Source organism: Jidongwangia harbinensis (assembly GCF_020216025.1).
Classification (GTDB): domain Bacteria; phylum Actinomycetota; class Actinomycetes; order Mycobacteriales; family Micromonosporaceae; genus Actinoplanes; species Actinoplanes harbinensis.
On record NZ_JAIWNC010000019.1, the window covers coordinates 167,700 to 186,246 of the forward strand.

The 18,547-nt window shown below is 72.5% G+C and carries 13 protein-coding genes; 8 read left to right on the forward strand and 5 right to left on the reverse strand.

What is annotated here, in order from left to right:
- Positions 1-175 precede the first annotated feature (175 nt).
- Positions 176-4,138 carry a type VII secretion protein EccCa gene (gene eccCa, locus LDL48_RS23715; RefSeq protein WP_225257402.1) on the reverse strand — a complete coding sequence of 1,321 codons (3,963 nt, stop codon included), beginning with the start codon at positions 4,136-4,138 and terminating at the stop codon, positions 176-178.
- A 104-nt stretch (positions 4,139-4,242) separates the two neighbouring features.
- Between eccCa and eccD the strand changes: the two genes are divergently transcribed.
- Positions 4,243-5,673 carry a type VII secretion integral membrane protein EccD gene (gene eccD / locus LDL48_RS23720; protein WP_225257403.1) on the forward strand — a complete coding sequence of 477 codons (1,431 nt, stop codon included), beginning with the start codon at positions 4,243-4,245 and terminating at the stop codon, positions 5,671-5,673.
- A 15-nt stretch (positions 5,674-5,688) separates the two neighbouring features.
- On the opposite strand, the gene LDL48_RS23725 is transcribed toward eccD, so the two are convergent.
- Positions 5,689-6,192 (reverse strand): inorganic diphosphatase, encoded by a 504-nt coding sequence (locus LDL48_RS23725; RefSeq protein ID WP_225257404.1) that lies wholly within the window; start codon positions 6,190-6,192, stop codon positions 5,689-5,691.
- Positions 6,193-6,780: 588 nt separating this feature from the next.
- Here LDL48_RS23725 and dacB point away from each other — a divergent pair.
- The 6 genes from dacB (at position 6,781) to folE (ending at position 14,176) form a co-directional block, all read left to right on the forward strand.
- Positions 6,781-8,334 (forward strand): D-alanyl-D-alanine carboxypeptidase/D-alanyl-D-alanine endopeptidase, encoded by a 1,554-nt coding sequence (gene dacB / locus LDL48_RS23730; RefSeq protein ID WP_225257405.1) that lies wholly within the window; start codon positions 6,781-6,783, stop codon positions 8,332-8,334.
- A gap of 54 nt (positions 8,335-8,388) precedes the next feature.
- Positions 8,389-9,459, forward strand: a complete 1,071-nt coding sequence (locus tag LDL48_RS23735) for an Rv3626c family coenzyme F420 biosynthesis-associated protein (RefSeq protein ID WP_225257406.1) — start codon at positions 8,389-8,391, stop codon at positions 9,457-9,459.
- A gap of 16 nt (positions 9,460-9,475) precedes the next feature.
- Positions 9,476-10,444 carry a tRNA lysidine(34) synthetase TilS gene (gene tilS, locus LDL48_RS23740; protein ID WP_225257407.1) on the forward strand — a complete coding sequence of 323 codons (969 nt, stop codon included), beginning with the start codon at positions 9,476-9,478 and terminating at the stop codon, positions 10,442-10,444.
- A 125-nt stretch (positions 10,445-10,569) separates the two neighbouring features.
- On the forward strand, positions 10,570-11,145 hold the full coding sequence (gene hpt / locus LDL48_RS23745; protein ID WP_225257408.1) for a hypoxanthine phosphoribosyltransferase: 576 nt from the start codon (positions 10,570-10,572) through the stop codon (positions 11,143-11,145).
- Between the two features lie 320 nt (positions 11,146-11,465).
- Positions 11,466-13,502 carry an ATP-dependent zinc metalloprotease FtsH gene (ftsH, locus tag LDL48_RS23750; RefSeq protein ID WP_225257409.1) on the forward strand — a complete coding sequence of 679 codons (2,037 nt, stop codon included), beginning with the start codon at positions 11,466-11,468 and terminating at the stop codon, positions 13,500-13,502.
- 47 nt (positions 13,503-13,549) lie between these two features.
- A complete protein-coding gene (folE, locus tag LDL48_RS23755) occupies positions 13,550-14,176 on the forward strand; it encodes a GTP cyclohydrolase I FolE (RefSeq protein WP_372472190.1) in 627 nt (208 codons plus the stop codon).
- An 8-nt stretch (positions 14,177-14,184) separates the two neighbouring features.
- On the opposite strand, the gene LDL48_RS23760 is transcribed toward folE, so the two are convergent.
- The 3 genes from LDL48_RS23760 to LDL48_RS23770 are packed head-to-tail and all read right to left on the reverse strand — an operon-like array spanning position 14,185 to position 17,779.
- Positions 14,185-14,445 carry a hypothetical protein gene (locus LDL48_RS23760; protein ID WP_225257410.1) on the reverse strand — a complete coding sequence of 87 codons (261 nt, stop codon included), beginning with the start codon at positions 14,443-14,445 and terminating at the stop codon, positions 14,185-14,187.
- Between the two features lie 50 nt (positions 14,446-14,495).
- On the reverse strand, positions 14,496-15,194 hold the full coding sequence (locus tag LDL48_RS23765) for a hypothetical protein (protein WP_225257411.1): 699 nt from the start codon (positions 15,192-15,194) through the stop codon (positions 14,496-14,498).
- Positions 15,191-17,779: an FtsK/SpoIIIE domain-containing protein gene (locus LDL48_RS23770; RefSeq protein ID WP_225257412.1), complete on the reverse strand. Its 2,589-nt coding sequence runs from the start codon at positions 17,777-17,779 to the stop codon at positions 15,191-15,193. Before LDL48_RS23770 ends, LDL48_RS23765 begins: the two co-directional genes overlap by 4 nt.
- A gap of 313 nt (positions 17,780-18,092) precedes the next feature.
- Here LDL48_RS23770 and LDL48_RS23775 point away from each other — a divergent pair, with 313 nt between their 5' ends.
- A complete protein-coding gene (locus LDL48_RS23775; RefSeq protein WP_225257413.1) occupies positions 18,093-18,545 on the forward strand; it encodes a hypothetical protein in 453 nt (150 codons plus the stop codon).
- Positions 18,546-18,547: the final 2 nt, after the last annotated feature.

Genomic DNA, 18,547 nt, shown 5'->3' on the forward strand with positions numbered 1-18,547 from the left:
TGCTCTGCTCGATGCGCTCACTGGACGGCTGACCATTCTGGCGATGGGCGGTCGATGGTGGGAGATTACTCCGAATCTTGCGGTTGTTGCGGGGATCCGTCGATGTGGATCGCACGCTAAGTGCGGCTGACTGTCCGAATTGCCCATGAAGACACCGACCCGCGGCGTACGCGGTTCAGTACGGCGGCAGGTGTGCGAGCTGAATCAGGCGTACCCCCTCGCGTCTGGTGATCAGGCGTCCCCGGCCCGGCGGCAACGGCGTGGGTTTCACCGGGCCGATGAGGGCGCCCTCGTCGCCCGGGCCGGACATGATCAGCCCCGGCGACGACAACTCGCGCAGGCGCTGGATGACCGGTTCGTACAACGAGCGGCTGGCGCCGCCGGCACGTCGGGTGACGATCAGATGCAGCCCGACGTCGCGGGCCTGGGGAAGGTACTCGAGCAGCGGCTGCAGCGGGTTGGTCGGGCCGGCCGCCACCAGGTCGTAGTCGTCGACCAGCACGAACAGCTCCGGCCCGGTCCACCAGGAGCGGTCCCGCAGCTGCTGCGCGGTGACGTCGGGGCCGGGCAGGCGGCGTTCCATGTACCCGGCCACCGACTCCATCAGGTCGAGCGTCTTCTGCGCCTGGATGCCGTACCCGATGCGGTGTTCGCTCTCCGGCAGGTCCATCAGGCTGCGCCGGTAGTCGACCAGGATGAGCCGGGCCTCCTCCGGCGCGAAGCGCCGCATCACCGTGCTGGCCAGCGCGCGCAGGAACGACGACTTGCCGCACTCGGCGTCGCCGAAGAGCAGGAAGTGCGGGTCGGTCGCGAAGTCGATCTCCACGGGCTGAAGGTCGGCCTCGGAGATGCCGATCGGCAGGCGCAGGCCGGTGGAGCGGTCCAGGTCCATGTCCGGGTACGGCAGCGACGGCGGCAGCAGGCGCACCCGCGGCGCCGGCGCCCCGTTCCAGCCGGCAACCACGGACTTGACCAGCTCGGCGGTGCCGCCCAGCGTGGTCAGCTCGGGTCGCACGGTGAGCAGGTGCAGGCTCTTGTTCTTGTCCGTGGGGTGCTCCACCAGGCCCCGGCCCGGCTTCTCCGGCACACCGACCGCCGACCGCCGGTTGACCATCGAGTCGCTCGGGTCGCCGAGGCGCAGTTCCAGCCGGGAGCCGAACAGGTCCCGGATCGCCGGCCGGAAGTCCATCCACCGGGTGGACGCGGCCACCACGTGGATGCCGTAGGACAGGCCCCGGGTGGCGATGTCGGTGATCGCCGGCTCCAGCTCCTCGAACTCCTTGCGGAGCGTGGCCCAGCCGTCCACCACCAGGAACACGTCGCCGAACGGGTCGGGATCGGTGCCGCGCAACCCGGCCGCGTTGGCCCGGCGCCGCCGGTACGAGGCCATCGAGTCGACACCCAGGTCGGCGAACCGCTGCTCGCGCTGGGTCAACAGGGTCATGATCTCGCCGATCGTGCGCCGCACACCGACGGTGTCCAGCCGCCCGGCCACGCCGCCGACATGGGGCAGATCGCGCAGCACGCCGAGCGAGCCGCCGCCGAAGTCCAGGCAGTAGACCTGCACCTCGGCCGGGGTGTGGGTCAGCGCCAGCCCGCAGACCAGGGTGCGCAGCGCGGTGGACTTGCCGCTGAGCGTGCCGCCGGCCAGCGCCACATGCCCGGCGGAGCCGCCCAGCTGTAGCCACATCACGTCACGGAGCTGTTCGCGGGGCTTGTCGATGAGCGCGATCGGCACCTGCAGCGCACCGTGCAGCTCCGGGTTGGCGAAGGTGAGGCCGCGGACCGGATCGGTCACCACCGGGCCGAGCAGGTCGTCCAGCGCGGCGGACTGGTGCAGCGGCGGCAGCCACACCTGGTGCGCGGGCGGGCCCTGACCGGCCAGCCGGGCCACGATGACGTCCAGCATGCTGTCGCCGTCCGGGGTCTCGGCCGGACCGGGCTGCGCCGGGCGGACCGGCTCCGGCGCCGGCACGTAGTGCGTCGAGTACCCGAGTATCTGCGGGGCCACGAGTTCGCCGTCGGCCCCGGCGCCGCGGTTGCCGGGCCGGCGGTACGCCCCGGAGACGTACGCTGCCTTGAACCGCACCAGCGGCTCGGTGCCGAACTTGAGGTAGCCGTGGCCGGGGGAGCGGGGCAGTTCGTACGCGTCCGGGACACCCAGCACCGCCCGCGACTCCAGGGCGGAGAACGTGCGCAGACCGATCCGGTACGACAGGTGGGTGTCCAGCCCGCGCAGCCGGCCCTCCTCCAGCCGCTGACTGGCCAGCAGCAGGTGCACCCCGAGCGAGCGGCCGAGCCGTCCGATCTGGACGAACAGGTCGATGAAGTCCGGCTTGGCGGAGAGCAGCTCGGAGAACTCGTCGCAGATCACCAGCAGCGACGGCAGCGGCGGCAGCGCGGCCCCGCCGGTCCGGGCCTTCTCGTAGTCCCGCAGGCTGGCGTAGTTGCCCGCCTTGCGCAGCACCTCCTGGCGGCGGATCAGCTCGCCGTCGATCGCGTCCACCATCCGGTCGACCAGCGGCAGCTCGTCGGCCAGGTTGGTGATCACCGCTGCGGTGTGCGGCAGCCGGTCCAGCGAGGAGAACGTCGCGCCGCCCTTGAAGTCGACCAGGACGAAGTTGAGCGTCTCGGACGAGTGGGTGGCGGCGAGCGCGAGCACCAGCGTACGCAGCAGCTCGGACTTGCCGGAGCCGGTCGCGCCGATCAGCAGGCCGTGCGGGCCCATGCCGTCCTGGGCCGACTCCTTGAGGTCCAACTCGACGGCGCCGCCGTCGGCGCCCACGCCGATCGGCACCCGCAGCCGGTCCCGGTTGGGCCGGGGCAGCCAGCTCTGGGTCACGCTGAACGACTCCAGATCGGCGATGCCGAGCAGCTCACCGAGGCCCAGCTCGGCGGCGAGCGGGGTGTCCACCGACCGGCTGACCGCGGCCAGGCGCAGCGGGGCCAGCCGGCGCGCGACGGCCTCCGCCTCCGCCTCGCCGAGCCGGTCCGGCGTACCCACGTCCGCGGCGTGCTCCATCGCGTACGTGTGCAGCGCCGTCCGCCCGCCGGTGTGCTGTACCTGGAGCACCAGCAGCGACCGGTCCAGCAGGCGCGGCGGCTGTTCGTCGAGGTCGAGCACCGTGACGCCGTCGATGCCGTCGTCCAGTTGGGTGGCGCCCTTGAGGTCGGCACCGTCCAGCACGATGACCACGTGCGGCCCGGTGCCGCTCCCGCCGGCCGGGTTGAACCGGGGCCGGTTGCCGATCACGTCCTCGAGCAGCTTCTCCAGATCCGGTCCGGAGCTGGCCACCAGCCGGACCGGGCCGAGCGCGTCGGTGCGGGACGGGTGCAGGTTGTGCGGCAGCCACTTGACCCACTCCCACATCGGCCGGCGGCCGGACCCGGCGCAGACCGCGACGATCAGGTCGTCCGGGGCGTGGAACACGGCGAGCTGGGTCAGCACCGCCCGGGTCAGCGCGCGGGCGTCCGCCTCCGGGCCGCGCAGGAAGACCCGGGCGAAGCCGCGCAGGGAGACGGCCACCGGAAGGTCCGGCACCACCGAGTACGCGTCCAGGAACCGCCGCAGCGCACCCGCGGTCATCGGTTCCAGGTCCTCCAGCGGCCGGGTCACCGGCGGGACCAGCGGGGTGGCCAGCGTCTGCGGCCCCACGCCCAGCCGGACCACGCCGAAGTCGGCATCCGCGGGACGGCGCTCCCAGACCCGGTGGCTGGTCGCGGTGGACCACAGGCGGCTCGGGTCGGGATGGCGGTAGGCCAGGCCGGCGCGCTGTGCGTTCGCCGTCTCCCGGACCCGGCGGCGGAGCGTGGCCAGATGGCGCAGGTACTCCCGGCGGGCGGCCATCATCTCGGCCTTCTTCGGTGAGCCGTTGGCGCCGAACGAGGTGGCCAGCATGGCCAGCGACGAGATGCCGAACAGGCCGCCGACCACATAGGAGAACGGGCCGCTGCGCCCGTTGCCCATCATCATCGCCATGGCGACCGAGCCACCCAGCATGGGCAGCACCATCACCGCCTGCTGCCACCGGCGGCTGCTCTCCTGCGGGATCTCCGGAGGTGCGTCGACGGCCAGCTCGCCGGTCGGGATCTCCGGGGCGGGGCGCCGGGCGGACCGCTTGATCACCACCGTACTCATGCCGCCGCTCCCGCCCGCCCCGTCCATCGGGGCCCCGCACGCCGGCCCATGGTAGGTAAAGTGCCCCCGTTCCCGCAGCCTCGTCTTCGTCGATGGGTCAGGTCATGAGTGTCGGGTTGGCACGCGTCACGATCAGCGCCCCGCAGCGCCGGGTCGACGTCGCGCTGCCCGAGCACGTGCCGCTCGCCGAGCTGCTGCCCGAGGTGCTGCGGCACGCGGGCGAAGGGCTGGCCGACGACGGCGAGAAACACGGCGGCTGGCTGCTGCGGCGTACCGACGGCGCGGCGCTGGCCACCGGCCAGGGCCTGTTCCCGCAGGGGGTGCGGGACGGCGAGGTGCTGCACCTGGTGCCGGCCCGCCAGGACTGGCCGGAACTCGAGTACGACGACGTGGTCGAGGCCATCGCGGAAGGCGCCCGCCGCGGCTCGGTCTGGACGCCCGACTCCACCCGGACCGCCACGCTGCTGTCCGGTGCGGTGCTGCTGGCGCTCGGCCTGATCGCGATCCTGACCACCGGCCCGGCCTGGCCCGCGGCGGCCGCGGTGGGCCTCGGCGCCGGACTGCTGCTCACGCTCTGCGCGGTGACCGCTTCCCGGGCGTACGGCGACGCCCGGGCCGGCGCCGCGCTCGGCGCCAGCGCGATGCCGTACGCGTTCGCCGGCGGCGCGGTCCTGATCGCCCCGGACGCGGGCGACCGGGTCGGAGTGTTCGGCCCGCTGCCCTGGGTGGGCGGCCCGGAGCTGCTCGCCGGCTCGGTGGCGGTGCTGCTGGTCGCGGTGCTCGGCGGGATCGGCGTGGCGGCCGGGCTGCGGATCTTCGCGGCCGGGGTGACGGTGGGCCTGCTGGGCGCGGTGACCGCGCTGGTCAGCATGCTGACCACGGCCGCCGGCGCGGCGGCGGTGCTGGCCTCGCTCCTGGTCTGCGGCATCGGGGTGCTGCCGTTGCTGGCGATCCGGTTCGGCCGGATGCCCACGCCGCCGGTCACGTTGCCGACCGGTGGCGCGGCCGAGGACTTCACCAGCGCACCGTCGGGGGCGCTGGACGCGGCCCGGGAACGCCCCGACCGGGCGACCGTCTTCGCGGCGGTGACCCGGACCGAGGAACTGCTGGCCGGCATGCTGCTGGGACACGCGGTGCTGTCCGCCGCCGCCTTCGGCGTGCTGTCCACCGCGACCGGCTGGTCGGCCCAGATGCTGATCGGGGTGTCCGCGGCCGCGCTGCTGCTGCGGTCGCGCCTGTTCGTCACGGTGCGCCAGCGGGTGCCGCTGATCGGCGGCGGGCTGGCCGGGGTCACGGTGCTCGGCGTCGACCTGCTGCGCGGCGCGGACGCCGGGCTGCTGCTGGCGGTGACCGCGGGCGGTTTCCTGCTGGCGCTGGCGACCGTGGCGGCCGGCGCGACGTACTCGCGCAAGCCGCCTTCGCCCTACCTGGGCCGGGCCGCCGACCTGCTGGACACGCTCGTCGTGATCTCGGTGATCCCGGTGGCCTGCGCGGTGGCCGGGCTGTACCGCGCGGTCGGCGACATCAGCCTGTGACGCCGGCCGGCCGGATCAGTGCGCCCCGTCGTGGTGCTCGAGAGCCTCGGCGCGCTTGAACGAGGCCCGGATCTCGTCCTCCGCCTCGACGCGACCGGTCCAGGTGGCACCCTCGACCGACTTGCCCGGCTCCAGGTCCTTGTAGACCGTGAAGAAGTGCTGGATCTCCATCCGGTCGAACTCACCCAGGTGGTGGATGTCGCGCAGGTGCTCCTGGCGGGGGTCCTCGTAGGGCACGCAGAGGACCTTGTCGTCGCGGCCCTTCTCGTCGGTCATCCGGTACATGCCGATGGCGCGGGCGCGTACCAGGCAGCCGGGGAACGTCGGCTCCTGGATCAGCACGAGCGCGTCCAGCGGGTCGCCGTCCTGGCCGAGGGTGCCCTCGATGAACCCGTAGTCCGCCGGGTACTGCGTGGCGGTGAAGAGCGTCCGGTCCAACCGGATCCGGCCGGTCTTGTGGTCGACCTCGTACTTGTTCCGCTGGCCCTTGGGGATCTCAACCAAGACGTCGAAATCCATGATTTGCTCCTCTGTTAGCCCCGCCTCGTCAACCCGGTCACAGTGGCGGCGGAGCGGAGCGCGAGAGCCCCACCGAATCCGCGCGCAGCGATGTGCGGGATGTCAGTAGTCTCCCCTAAGTCGGGTGCGGCAGGCGAGGAGGGGCGCGTGGGGAGGCAAGACTCACAGAACGACCCGGGCGCGTCCCGGGGCCGGGCGTCCGTTCCGGCCCGATCGCCCGAGCCGGTTCCGGCCCCGCCCGCAGCGCCCGGTCCCGCTGCGGAGCCGTCTGCGCCGCCCGCTGCGGAGCCGTCTGCGCCGCCCGCTCCGGCTCCCGAGCAGCCTGCGTCGACCGCTGCGGCTCCAGCGCGGCCTGCGTCGCCCGGCCCGGCTGCCGAAAAGCCTTCGCTGCCTGGTCCGGCGCCCGGGCAGCCTGCGGTGGGTGGTCCGGCCGCGGAAAGCCCTGCGCCGGCCGGTCCTGCTCCGACGCCGCCTGCGGTGCCCGGTCCCGCGCCTCGGCCGACCGCCCCGGCGCCGAAACCGGCCGTTGCCGCTCCGGAGGCGCCCAGGTCCGCCCCGCAGTCGCCGGTCCCGGTCGCCCACGGACGGGTGAGTGTCCCCGAACGGGTGAGCCCGCCGCCGGAAGCCCGCGCCGCGGTTCCGCCCGGCGGCGACGTGGCGGGCCCGGCCACCGATCACCCGGTCGTGGCGGCGGGACCGTCCCGGAAACTCCGTACCGGATTGATCGTGGCTCCGGTCCTGCTCGCCGTCGCGGTCACCGCGACCCTGGTGGCCCGGCCCGGGCCGGTCGACGGCTGGCTGGCCGGCGAACCGACCACCGCGCCCACCGTGGCGTCGTCGCCCGAGCCCACGCCGACGCCGGTGCTCGCCGCCGCGAACGCCGACGCCGGTGTCCCGCCCAGTTCGGCCGCGGTCACCGCGGCGCTCGCGCCCCTGGTCGGCGGGCCCGCACTGGGCGCCCAGGTGCGCATCTCGGTGCGCGACGCGGCCACCGGCGAGGCCCTGTACGAGCGCGGCCCGGACGTTCGCACCACGCCCGCCTCGACCACCAAGCTGGTCACCGCCGCCACCGTGCTGGCCGCCCGCGGACCGGCCTACCGGCTCACCACCCGGGTGGTGGCCGGTGCCCAGCCCGGCGAGGTGGTGCTGATCGGTGGCGGTGATCCGACGCTGGCGGTGAACGGCAAGGCGCAGTTCCCCGGCGCGGCCCGCCTGGACCGGCTGGCCGGGCAGGTGAAGAAGGCGCTGGGCGGCGCGGCGCCGACCCGGGTGCTGATCGACACGTCGTTGTTCACCGGGCCGGAGACCGGGCCCGGGTGGACCGCCGGAGTCATCTCGCCGGAGGGCCAGGTGGCGCGGATCCAGTCGCTGATGACCAACGCCGGCCGGATCCGGCCGGTGCACAACGAGGTGGGCGGCGACCCGCGCTACCGGGATCCGGCGCTCGCGGCCGGCCGGGCGTTCGCCGCCCAGCTCGGGGTGTCCGGGCCGGTGCGCCGCGCTACCGCTCCGGCGACGGTCGCCGATCCGTCCGCCGCGGATCCGTCCGCCGCCCCGGGCGCGCCGGCGCCCGGCACCGAGTTGGGCCGGGTGCAGTCGCCACCGCTGGTGCACCTGGTCGACTGGATGCTGGAGCAGAGCGACAACGTGATCGCCGAGGCACTCGGCCGGCAGGTGGCGCTCGCCGCCGGGCAGCCGGCGTCGTTCCAGGCGGCGGCCGCGGCGATGCTCGGCAAGCTCGCCGAGCTGGGGCTCCCGGTCGCGGAGGCCCAGCTGGCCGACGCCAGCGGCCTGTCCCGCCGCAACGCGCTCACCCCGTCGCTGCTCACCGATCTGCTGGTGCTCGCGGCGGGCGGGCGTCAGCCGGTGCTCAGCCGGGTGTTCAGCGGACTGCCGGTGGCCGGCTGGTCCGGGACGCTGCGCACCCGGTTCGCCACGCCGGCGCCCAACCAGGTGGGCCGGGGCATCGTGCGGGCCAAGACCGGCTCGCTGAACGGCGTCAATGCCATCTCCGGGGCGCTGGTCACCCGGGACGGCCGGTTGTTGATCTTCGCGATCCTGGCGGACCGGACCGGAGGTACGCCCGCGGCGCGGCAGGCGCTGGACCGGATCGTCGCCCGGCTCGCCGCCTGCGGCTGCTGATCTCCGGGTTTTCACCGGGGTCGCGCGCTGGTGGCCCGCGGGTACTGTCGACGCATGGCGCAGTTCGTTGACTGGGATCTGGCCGCCGCCACCGCGGGCGCGCTGTCGAAATCCGGCCCCGCGGTGTCCTACGAAGAGGCCACGGCGGTGGTCGCGGACCTGCGCGAGCTGACCGAGGAGGCGGCCGGGCACGTGGCCGCGTACACCGGTCTGGTCTCCCAGGTCGACGTCCCGCCGGTGCGGGTGGTGGACCGCAAGGACTGGGCCGCGGTCAACATCGCCGGGCTCAAGCAGGTCATCGGCCCGCTGGTCAGCCGGCTCTCCGGGGACAAGCAGCCGGGCGCGCTGACCGAGGCGATCGGCTCCCGGGTGACCGGCGTGCAGGCCGGCACCATCCTGGCGTACCTGTCCGGCCGGGTTCTCGGGCAGTACGAGGTGTTCTCCGGCGACCCGGGCCAGCTGCTGCTCAACGCGCCCAACATCGTCGAGGTGGAACGCAAGATCAACGCGGATCCGCGCGACTTCCGCCTCTGGGTCTGCCTGCACGAGGTCACCCACCGCACCCAGTTCACCGCGGTGCCGTGGATGCGCGGCTACTTCCTCGGCGAGGTGCAGGCGTTCGTGGACGCCTCGCAGAGCGGTGGCGAGCACATCCTGGAACGGCTGCGCCGCGGCGTGGCCACGCTCTCCGACGCGGTCCGCGACCCGGACAGCCGCTCGTCGGTGCTGGACATCGTGCAGACCCCGGGGCAGAAGGCCGTGCTGGACCGCCTCACCGCGCTGATGACGCTGCTCGAGGGGCATGCCGAGTTCGTCATGGACGGCGTCGGACCGGAGGTGATCCCGACCGTGGACTCCATCCGGGCCAAGTTCAACCAGCGCCGCGAGAGCGGCAACCCGCTGGAGAAGGCGATCCGGCGGCTGCTCGGCATCGAGGTCAAGATGCGGCAGTACGCGGAGGGCCGCAAGTTCGTGCACGGTGTGGTCGAGCGGGTCGGGATGGACGGCTTCAACCAGGTCTTCAGCTCCCCGCTGACGCTGCCCCGGCTGGACGAGCTGGGCGACCCGGACGCGTGGGTGACCCGGGTGCACGGGGCGGTGGGCCCGATCCCGTCCGTCGGCTGACGTCCGTACCCCTCCTATGGTCCGCCTGCCGGAGCCGGTGTCGTCGGTGCGGCGTGCGGTGCGCGCGTCGCTGACCCGGGTGCCGGCCGGCTCGCTGCTGCTGGTGGCGTGTTCCGGCGGTGCCGATTCGCTGGCACTCGCCGAGGCGACCGCGTTCGAGGCACCCCGCCGGGGCCTGCGGGCCGGGCTCGTCACCGTCGACCACGGCCTGCAGGCGGGTTCGGCGCACCGGGCCGAGGCGGTCGTCGCCTGGGCCACCGCGGCGGGACTCGGGCCGGCCGAGGTGGCGACGGTCGACGTCGCGGGGCTGCCCGGGGGTCCCGAGGCCGCCGCCCGGACCGCACGCTACGCCGCCCTGGACGCTGCCGCGGACCGGCACCACGCCGCCGCGATCCTGCTCGGGCACACCCGCGACGACCAGGCCGAGACCGTCCTGCTGGCGCTCGCCCGCGGCGCCGGTCCGCGCGGTCTGGCCGGGATGCCGCCGCGCCGGGGCCGCTACCTGCGGCCGCTGCTGGACGTGAGCCGCGCAGACACCCGCAAGGCGTGCGCGGCGCTCGGCCTGGTGCCCTGGGACGATCCGCACAACACCGACCCGGTGTACGCCCGTTCCCGGGTCCGCGCCGCCGCCCTGCCCGCGCTGGTCGCCGCGCTGGGTGACGGCGTGGTGGCGAATCTGGCCCGGACGGCCGCGCTGGTGGCCGCGGACAACGCGGCGCTGGAGGCGCTGACCGGCTCGGTGCTGGCCGCGGCGCGCACCCCGGCCGGCCTGTCGGTGCCGCGCCTGGCCGAGGCGCCGGACGGGGTACGTACCCGGGCCCTGCACGCCTGGGCCCGCGAGCTGGGCGCACCCGGCGGTGCCCTGTCGCACCGGCACGTGGCCGCGCTCGACGCGCTGGTCACCGACTGGCACGGCCAGGGACCGACGATGCTGCCCGGCGGCATCGCGGTGGCCCGCCGCGCGGGGGAACTCGTCCGGGTGTAGCTGTGACAGTTGTCACGCACGGTCGCCACGAAGGGGTGGATCACGCCCATTTACGGGTAATCAACGGCCACTGACCGCAGCCCCCGGCCCGACGGGCGGCGGACGGATACGGCAGGCTTAGCCCCATGGCTGAGGGCTCCTGGTACGACGCCGACATCGACCGCGTGATCATCTCCGAGGAGCAGATCCGGGACAAAACCGCCGAGCTGGCCAAGCAGGTCTCGGCCGACCACGCCGACGTCGAGGGGGGTCTGCTGCTGGTCTGCGTCCTCAAGGGCGCGGTGATGTTCATGGCCGACTTCGCCCGGGCGATGGGCCGCTACGGACCCTCGACCGAGATGGAGTTCATGGCCGTCTCGTCGTACGGGCAGGGCACGTCCTCGTCCGGCGTGGTGCGCATCCTCAAGGACCTGGACCGGGACATCGCCGGCCGGCACGTGCTGGTGGTGGAGGACATCGTCGACTCCGGTCTCACGCTGTCCTGGCTGATGAAGTACCTGCAGTCCCGGTCGCCGGCCAGCGTGGAGGTGGTGGCGCTGCTGCGCAAGCCGGAGGCGGTCAAGGTGACGGTTCCGGTGCGTTACGTGGGCTTCGACATCCCCAACGAGTTCGTGGTGGGATACGGGCTGGACTTCGCCGAGCGGTACCGCGAGCTGCCCTACGTCGGCGTACTCAAGCCCGACGTGTACGCCCGTAGCTGAACGGCTTTCCCAGCTTCTTCACAGTCATCAACCCTTTGTCCGACTTCGTCCCGACTGGCGGATGACCTTCTCCGGTCCTCCTGGCGGGCTCACAGGTTGGTGAGCGGCACGCACGGTGTACCGTCGAGTGACCGATGGCGCAGTGTGTCACAAGCGCCGGAGGTGCTGGATCGGGATCGGCCGGGTCGGTGAGGTTTGCCGGCACGGTCAGCGGTAACCCGAATCGGCAGCCGCGGTGGCGGCGACCCCGCGTAACGCGGTACCCAGGTGACCAGGACGCCGATCAGGAGGGTCCGGGCGCGTTGGCGCCCGACAACAGTATGGAACGTACGCGTTTCTTCCGCCGCCCGGTGGTCTGGATCATTCTGGTGATCATCGGCGCCATTGCGCTGAGCTCCTTCTTCACCAGTGGTCCGAGCTACCAGCGAGTAGATACTTCTGTCGCCCTCGAACGCCTCAACCAGGCCGGCATCGAGAAGGCACTGATCAAAGACAAGGAGCAGACGCTCCAGCTGGACCTCGCCTCGCCGGAACGGTTCAACGGCAAGACGACCGACAAGATCGAGACCCAGTATCCGTACGAGGCCAGCAACCAGATCCTGGCTGCGGTCCAGCAGGCGAAGACCGCCGGCCGGATCACCGGCACCTACAACTCGACGGTGTCCGGGGACAGCATCCTGCTGAGCCTGCTCGTCAACCTCCTGCCGATCGCGATCCTCGTCATCCTGCTGCTGCTGTTCATGTCGCAGATGCAGGGCGGCGGCTCCCGCGTGCTCAACTTCGGCAAGTCCAAGGCGAAGATGCTCACCAAGGACATGCCGAAGACGACGTTCGCCGACGTGGCGGGCGCCGACGAGGCCGTCCAGGAGCTGCACGAGATCAAGGACTTCCTGCAGAACCCGGCGAAGTACCAGGCCCTCGGCGCCAAGATCCCGAAGGGCGTGCTGCTGTTCGGCCAGCCCGGTACGGGTAAGACGCTGCTGGCCCGGGCCGTCGCCGGCGAGGCCGGAGTGCCGTTCTACTCGATCTCCGGCTCGGACTTCGTGGAGATGTTCGTCGGTGTCGGCGCGAGCCGGGTCCGTGACCTGTTCGAGCAGGCCAAGGCGAACGCCCCGGCGATCGTGTTCGTCGACGAGATCGACGCGGTCGGCCGGCACCGTGGTGCCGGCATGGGCGGCGGTCACGACGAGCGCGAGCAGACGCTCAACCAGCTGCTGGTCGAGATGGACGGCTTCGACACCAAGGGCGGCGTCATCCTGATCGCGGCCACCAACCGGCCGGACATCCTCGACCCGGCACTGCTGCGCCCGGGCCGGTTCGACCGGCAGATCCCGGTGGACAACCCGGACATGGAGGGTCGCAAGGCCATCCTGCGGGTGCACGCCAAGGGCAAGCCGTTCACGCCGGACGTCGACCTCGACTCGGTGGCCCGCCGGACCCCCGGATTCTCGGGTGCCGACCTGGCCAACGTGATCAACGAAGCCGCGCTGCTGACCGCCCGGAACGAGAAGCGGGCGATCTCGAACTACTTCCTCGAGGAAGCCATCGACCGGGTCATCGCCGGCCCGGAGCGCCGCACCCGGGCGATGAGCGACAAGGAAAAGAAGATCACCGCGTACCACGAGGGTGGTCACGCGCTGGTGGCGTACGCGCTGCCGCACTCCGCCCCGGTGCACAAGGTGACGATCCTGCCGCGCGGCCGGTCGCTCGGGCACACCCTGGTGCTGCCCACCGAGGACAAGTACACCCAGACCCGGGCCGAGATGATCGACACCCTGGCGTACGCCCTGGGTGGCCGGGCCGCCGAGGAACTCGTCTTCCACGAGCCCACCACCGGCGCCGGCAACGACATCGAGAAGGCGTCCGGCCTGGCCCGCGCCATGGTCACCCAGTACGGCATGAGCTCCAAGCTGGGCGCCGTCAAGTACGGCACCAGCGGCGACGAGCCGTTCATGGGCCGCAACATGGGCCACGAGAAGGACTACTCCGACTCGGTCGCAGCGGACATCGACTCCGAGGTCCGGGCGCTCATCGAGCTGGCCCACGACGAGGCCTGGGAGATCCTGGTCGAGTACCGCGACGTGCTGGACGACATGGTGCTGGAGCTGATGGAGAAGGAGACCATCACCCAGGACGACATGAACCGGATCTGCGCCCGGGTGCAGAAGCGTCCGCCGATGGCCCCGTTCAACGGCTTCGGCAAGCGGCTGCCGTCCTCCGCACCGCCGGTACTCACCCCGGCCGAACAGACCGCGCTCAAGGCCCAGGCCGAGGCGGACGGACAGGTCGCGGTCGGCGGCGCGGCGGCGAGCACCAACTCGGCCGGCCCCAGCAGCAACGGAGAGAGCGGACACTGACCACCATCGACGGCAGCGCGACGGAGCCGGAAGACTCCGACGAGGCCATCGACTACCTCGCCGCTCGGCTGGTCGACGGCAAGCTCACCGGTGCCCCGGTGGAGCAGGCCGTCGACCTGGCCCGCATCGAGAAAGCGGTCCGGGAGATCCTCATCGCCATCGGTGAGGACCCGGACCGCGACGGTCTGCAACGCACCCCGACCCGGGTGGCCCGCGCCTACGCCGAACTCTTCGCCGGCCTGCGCGTCGAACCCGCCAAGGTGCTCACCACCACGTTCGAGGCCAACCACGAGGAACTCGTGCTGGTCCGCGACATCGAAGTGATGAGCATGTGCGAGCACCACCTGCTGCCGTTCACCGGTCACGCGCACATCGGCTACATCCCTGGCACCGACGGCCGGATCACCGGCCTGTCCAAGCTGGCCCGCCTCGTCGAGGTGTACGCCCGCCGCCCCCAGGTGCAGGAACGCCTCACCTCCCAGATCGCCGACCTGCTGATGGAACGGCTCGGCGCCCGCGGCGTGATCGTGGTGCTGGAGTGCGCCCACCTGTGCATGGAGATGCGCGGCATCCGCAAGGTCGGCGCGCGCACGGTGACGTCCGCGGTCCGCGGCGCCTTCCAGAAAGACGGCAAGGTCCGCGCCGAGGCGATGGCGCTGATCAACGCACGCTGACCCCAGGGTCAGACGATCATGCGGTACGTGTCCGCGCTGTCCATCGCGCTGCGGGCCAGCGTGGCCGCCTCGTCCAGCCGCATCCGGGCCTGCTCCAGCTGCGCGATGGCGGCCGCCACCGACGGATGCAGCGAGCCGATCGCGGTGAGCCGCAACAGCGCCAGCGCGTCGTCCATCTGATCCGACACCTGCTGGATCCCGGTCACCGCGCGCTGCGTGCCGTCCACCGACGCCGCGACGTTGGCCTTGACCTCTTCCACACTTGCCATAGCTGACTCCCTCCCTCCTCAGCGTCCACGCTCGCCGTCGCCGGGCATGCTCAGCGGATGAACGCCAGCAGACCCACGCCCATGCAGGTCAACAGCACCGGGGTCGCACAGGCGATCACGCCCACGATCGGCGTCCGGTCGAGCTTCTCCGGGCCGCCGCCGTACACGAACCCGATCGTCAGCCAGCCCAGCCCGAACGCCAGCACCGGCATGCTGAGCCCGCACAGCAGCGCGTACGTCGGCAGCGAGCCGGATGGCGCCACCAGGTAGAGCACGATCTGCACGAGCAGCACCGCGGCCGCGAACGGTCCGTACACCAGCAGGTTGCGGGCCCACGGCCGCCACTGCGCGGCCCGCGTGGCCGGCCCCAACATGGCCGCGTCCGCGGCGTCCGCCGTACCCCGGGTCTGCCGCAGCGCCGCCAGCGTGGCCGCCGGACCGCCGGCCACCGTCTGCGCGGCCAGCTGCCGCTCCGCGTCCTGCGGGAACAAAGCATCCTCGGGTACGCCGAAATCGCGCACCAGCCGGGCCCGCTGCGGTGCCAGCCGGGCCCGTACCGCCGCCAGTTCCTGCTGCGCCGCCTGCACGGTCGCGGAATGCTCGCCGGTGGCCACGGTCGCCGCCCGGCGGATCGCGTCGAGCTGCTGCGCGGCGCCCAGGTAGTCGCCCCACGGCCCGTCCGGCGGAGGCGCCGGCGGCGGACCGCCCTGCGCGGGCACGCCGGTCGTGGTCGGATCCGATGCGGTCATGTCTCGTCGCTCTCCGGCTGCACGAACGGCACCAGCGACACCGACCGGTCGGTGTGCCGGTCGTGCAGCAACGCCCGGTTCGGCCGCGGCTGCCAGTCCACCTGCCGGCCCAGCATCAGCGACACGTCCTGCTGCGGCACATTCAGGAACAGCAGGCCGGCGACGTCCTCACGGCCCGCCGAACCGCCGGTCTCCTCGGTGAACCGGCGCAGGCCCCGCCACCACGACAACAGGTGCACACCCCGACCCGGCCCCTCCCGCAGCAACGGCCGCAACAGCGGCAGAGCGCCGGGCGCCACCGCGTCCATGCCGAACACCACCCGGTACCCCGGCCGCTCCAGATCCAGCTCCGCGGCCAGCCCGGCGGCGTCCACCTCCACCACCTCCTGCCAGTGGGCGATCTCCACGGCCAGCGCCTTGGCCAGCTCGTCACCCTCGGCGACCAGCGACGAGATGACGAACCGGGTGGACCGCGGCGGATGGAACGCGGCGACACTGCGCGCGGCCGCGTCCAGCACCTGCGCCCCGGTCGCCAGCGAACCGAAGATTGCCAGATGCCGTCCCGGGGAGGCGTCCAACGGAAACGCGGCCGTGGACAGGTTCACGTCGATCACCCGGCCGACCAGAGCGGCCGGGCGCCCGGTGCGGCCGGCCAGCGTTGCCCGGTACGTCGGGTCGTCGGCCAGGTGCTGGTGGGCGTACCCGGCGAAGATGCGCGGCGGCACGGCCTCCGGGTCACGGGCGTCCCAGAGCCGATGCCGGAGGTCACTGAGCGCGGTGCGGTCCGCGTGCGGATCGGGGAAACGTACGGTGCGTTCGTGACCTCGGGTCGCGCCCCGCGGACCACCCAGACCACCGGCGGTGTTCACCACGGCGGTACCCAGCGGAAGCCCCGCCGCGGAGTCGTTGGTGGGCTCCAGCACGTCGCCGCCGCCCGGCAACGCGATGCGCACCGGGAACTGGCCGAAAATCGAGTCCCGCTTGGCGTACAGCGCCTCCACGCCCAGCACGGTCTGGCTCGCCAGGATCAGATGGATGCCGTACGAGCGGCCCTTGCGGGCCAGCGACTCCAGCAGCGCCACGCCCTCGCTCGCCGTCGCGTCGTTCCCGGCCAGCAGCACCTGGAACTCGTCGATCACACACAGCACCCGCGGCATCGGCCGGCCCCGGCCCTCCTCGGCGGCCACCGCCCGCAGATCCGCGAACTTCGTCACCCCGGCCCGCTTGTAGGCCATCGACCGCCGGGTCATCTCCTCGTCCAGCTCGCGCAGCACGGCCAGGCCGTACTCCCGGTCCGACTCCACGCCGACCGCCCGGGCGTGCGGCAACCAGGTGCGGTCCCGCTGCGTCGGCACGAACTCCGCGAACGACACGCCCTCCTTGAAGTCGAGCAGGTACAGCGCCAGCTCGTCCGGGTCGTACCGGGCGCCCAGGCCGTACAGCACGTTGATCAGGAAGGCGGTCTTGCCGGCACCGGACCGGCCGCCGACCATCCAATGTGGCGTCAGGTCGTTGAAGTGCAACACCACCGGGGTGTCCCCGTCGTGCCCGACCGGAGTGGTCAACGAATCGGCGGCGCTGGTGCTCCACGGCTCCTCGCCCGGATCCGGCAGCAGATCCGGCAGCGTCACCCGGGACGCCGCCGCGGAATCCGCGACCAGCTCCTCACACACCGCCTCCACCAGGTGCGGCGGCGGGTCCTCGTCGAGGAAGACCGGCGCGTTCAGCCACACCGCACCGGGAGCCGACCCGAACGTGCCGCCCGGCGGATCACCGACCACCGCGTACGGATTACGCAGCGACACCATGGTGGCGTGCTTCAACGGCGGCTGGGTGGTGTCCGGCGTCAGCGGCGGCGGCGGCCAACCGGCCACGATCAGGTGCAGACCGGACTCCGGGCCCTGCTGCGCCAGCGCGGCGATGCGGTTCAGCTCGCCGCCGTCGGTCAACTCCGGCAGGCCCGCGATGACCAGCAACATGGTCCGGTCCCGGCGGCCCCGCCGGATCGCGCTGCCGCGAACCGGGCGCAACCACTGCTCCGCCTCGTGCAGAACGGCACGCAGGCCGGTGCGGTCGGTGGCCGGCGGCGAGATCAGCCCGGCGTCGGCGAGCGCCGCGAACGGTGCGAACACGGTGCCACCCCCGGCGCCGTCCACCGCCCGGATCAGCAACGACCCGGCCGGAGCGGTGGCCAGCAGGCGCAGCAGCACACTGCGGATCAGCCCCGAGACACGCTGATCCCGGGCATCCTGATCGACCGTCAGATGCCCCACCCCGAGAAGCGGAACGATCGCCGGGAAACGCACGTCGTCCAGCGGCTGCGCGGTGCCGACCCGGACGAACTGCGGCGGATGCGGCCCACCCAGCGGGGTGATCGGCGACTGGGCGTCCAGCGTCGCCCCGAGCCAGCCCGGCGCCAACTCGTTCGCCGCCGCCTTCAGCCGCTCGGCAAGGCGATACTGCTCCCGAGGATCGGCCACGGCCGGCGCCTGCGACTCCAGCGCGACCCCGGCCGCCTCCGCGACGGCCTCGGCCTGACGGTGCAGAGCAGCGGCCTGATCGATCCGTGAACCCGAATCCGCCACCGCCGCCTCACCTCCTGTGTGCGCTCAAACCGTATCCCAGGTGAGCCGGTGGTTCGTGTTGCGCTGCCGATGCATGTGATGTGGCGTCCCTCGATGATCCCCCCGGGCGCCATTTCGGGCAGGTGGCGGTCAACGGTCCGGAGTGGGCGGAAGCTACTAAAGTTGGGGTGTGCAGCCGCCTGAGCCCGCGACCGGTCCCGCCCAGCAGCCTGGTCCGGGCGGTCCGTCGCCGGTGGTGCCGCCGCAGCCCGGTCCGGGTGGGTCGCCGGTGCCGCCGGTCGCTCCTGGGACGGGGAAGCCGCGAAATCGGCGGTTGCGGTTGGTGCTGGCCCTGGGGGCGGGAATCCTGGGGTTGTTCTGCTTAGGCGGCGTCGGGGTGTTCGTCTCCCTGTACGACGAGGCGACTGAAATCAAGCGAAGCGCCCCAGATGCCGTGGTGGACAATTTCCTCGGCGCCTATCTGACAAGCCGTAACGACGCGGATGCTTCCCTATATACATGCGGTGCCGAGGCCAATTTGAGTGCGCTTACTTCCTTGCGCACCGAGATGCTCAATCGAGAGCAGAAGTTTGGAACGTCAGTGGCCGCCACCTGGGCGGACATGGAAGTAGCCGGGACCGCCAACACCCGCAAATCGGTGGCTGTCGAGCTAACTATTGCGGGGTGGTCGGACGGGCAGCAGGTAAGCAGTCGTAAGGAGCTGTGGAGTTTCGACGTAGTCGACCGGAACGGCTGGCGCGTGTGTGGTGCGGCGAAACAGGCGTGACG

Coding starts and splice junctions, on each gene's coding strand:
- eccCa (WP_225257402.1), bottom strand. CDS start 4,138: ATGAGTACGGTGGTGATCAAGCGGTCCGCCCGGCGCCCCGCCCCGGAG.
- eccD (WP_225257403.1), top strand. CDS start 4,243: ATGAGTGTCGGGTTGGCACGCGTCACGATCAGCGCCCCGCAGCGCCGG.
- LDL48_RS23725 (WP_225257404.1), bottom strand. CDS start 6,192: ATGGATTTCGACGTCTTGGTTGAGATCCCCAAGGGCCAGCGGAACAAG.
- LDL48_RS23735 (WP_225257406.1), top strand. CDS start 8,389: ATGGCGCAGTTCGTTGACTGGGATCTGGCCGCCGCCACCGCGGGCGCG.
- tilS (WP_225257407.1), top strand. CDS start 9,476: ATGGTCCGCCTGCCGGAGCCGGTGTCGTCGGTGCGGCGTGCGGTGCGC.
- hpt (WP_225257408.1), top strand. CDS start 10,570: ATGGCTGAGGGCTCCTGGTACGACGCCGACATCGACCGCGTGATCATC.
- ftsH (WP_225257409.1), top strand. CDS start 11,466: ATGGAACGTACGCGTTTCTTCCGCCGCCCGGTGGTCTGGATCATTCTG.
- LDL48_RS23760 (WP_225257410.1), bottom strand. CDS start 14,445: ATGGCAAGTGTGGAAGAGGTCAAGGCCAACGTCGCGGCGTCGGTGGAC.
- LDL48_RS23765 (WP_225257411.1), bottom strand. CDS start 15,194: ATGACCGCATCGGATCCGACCACGACCGGCGTGCCCGCGCAGGGCGGT.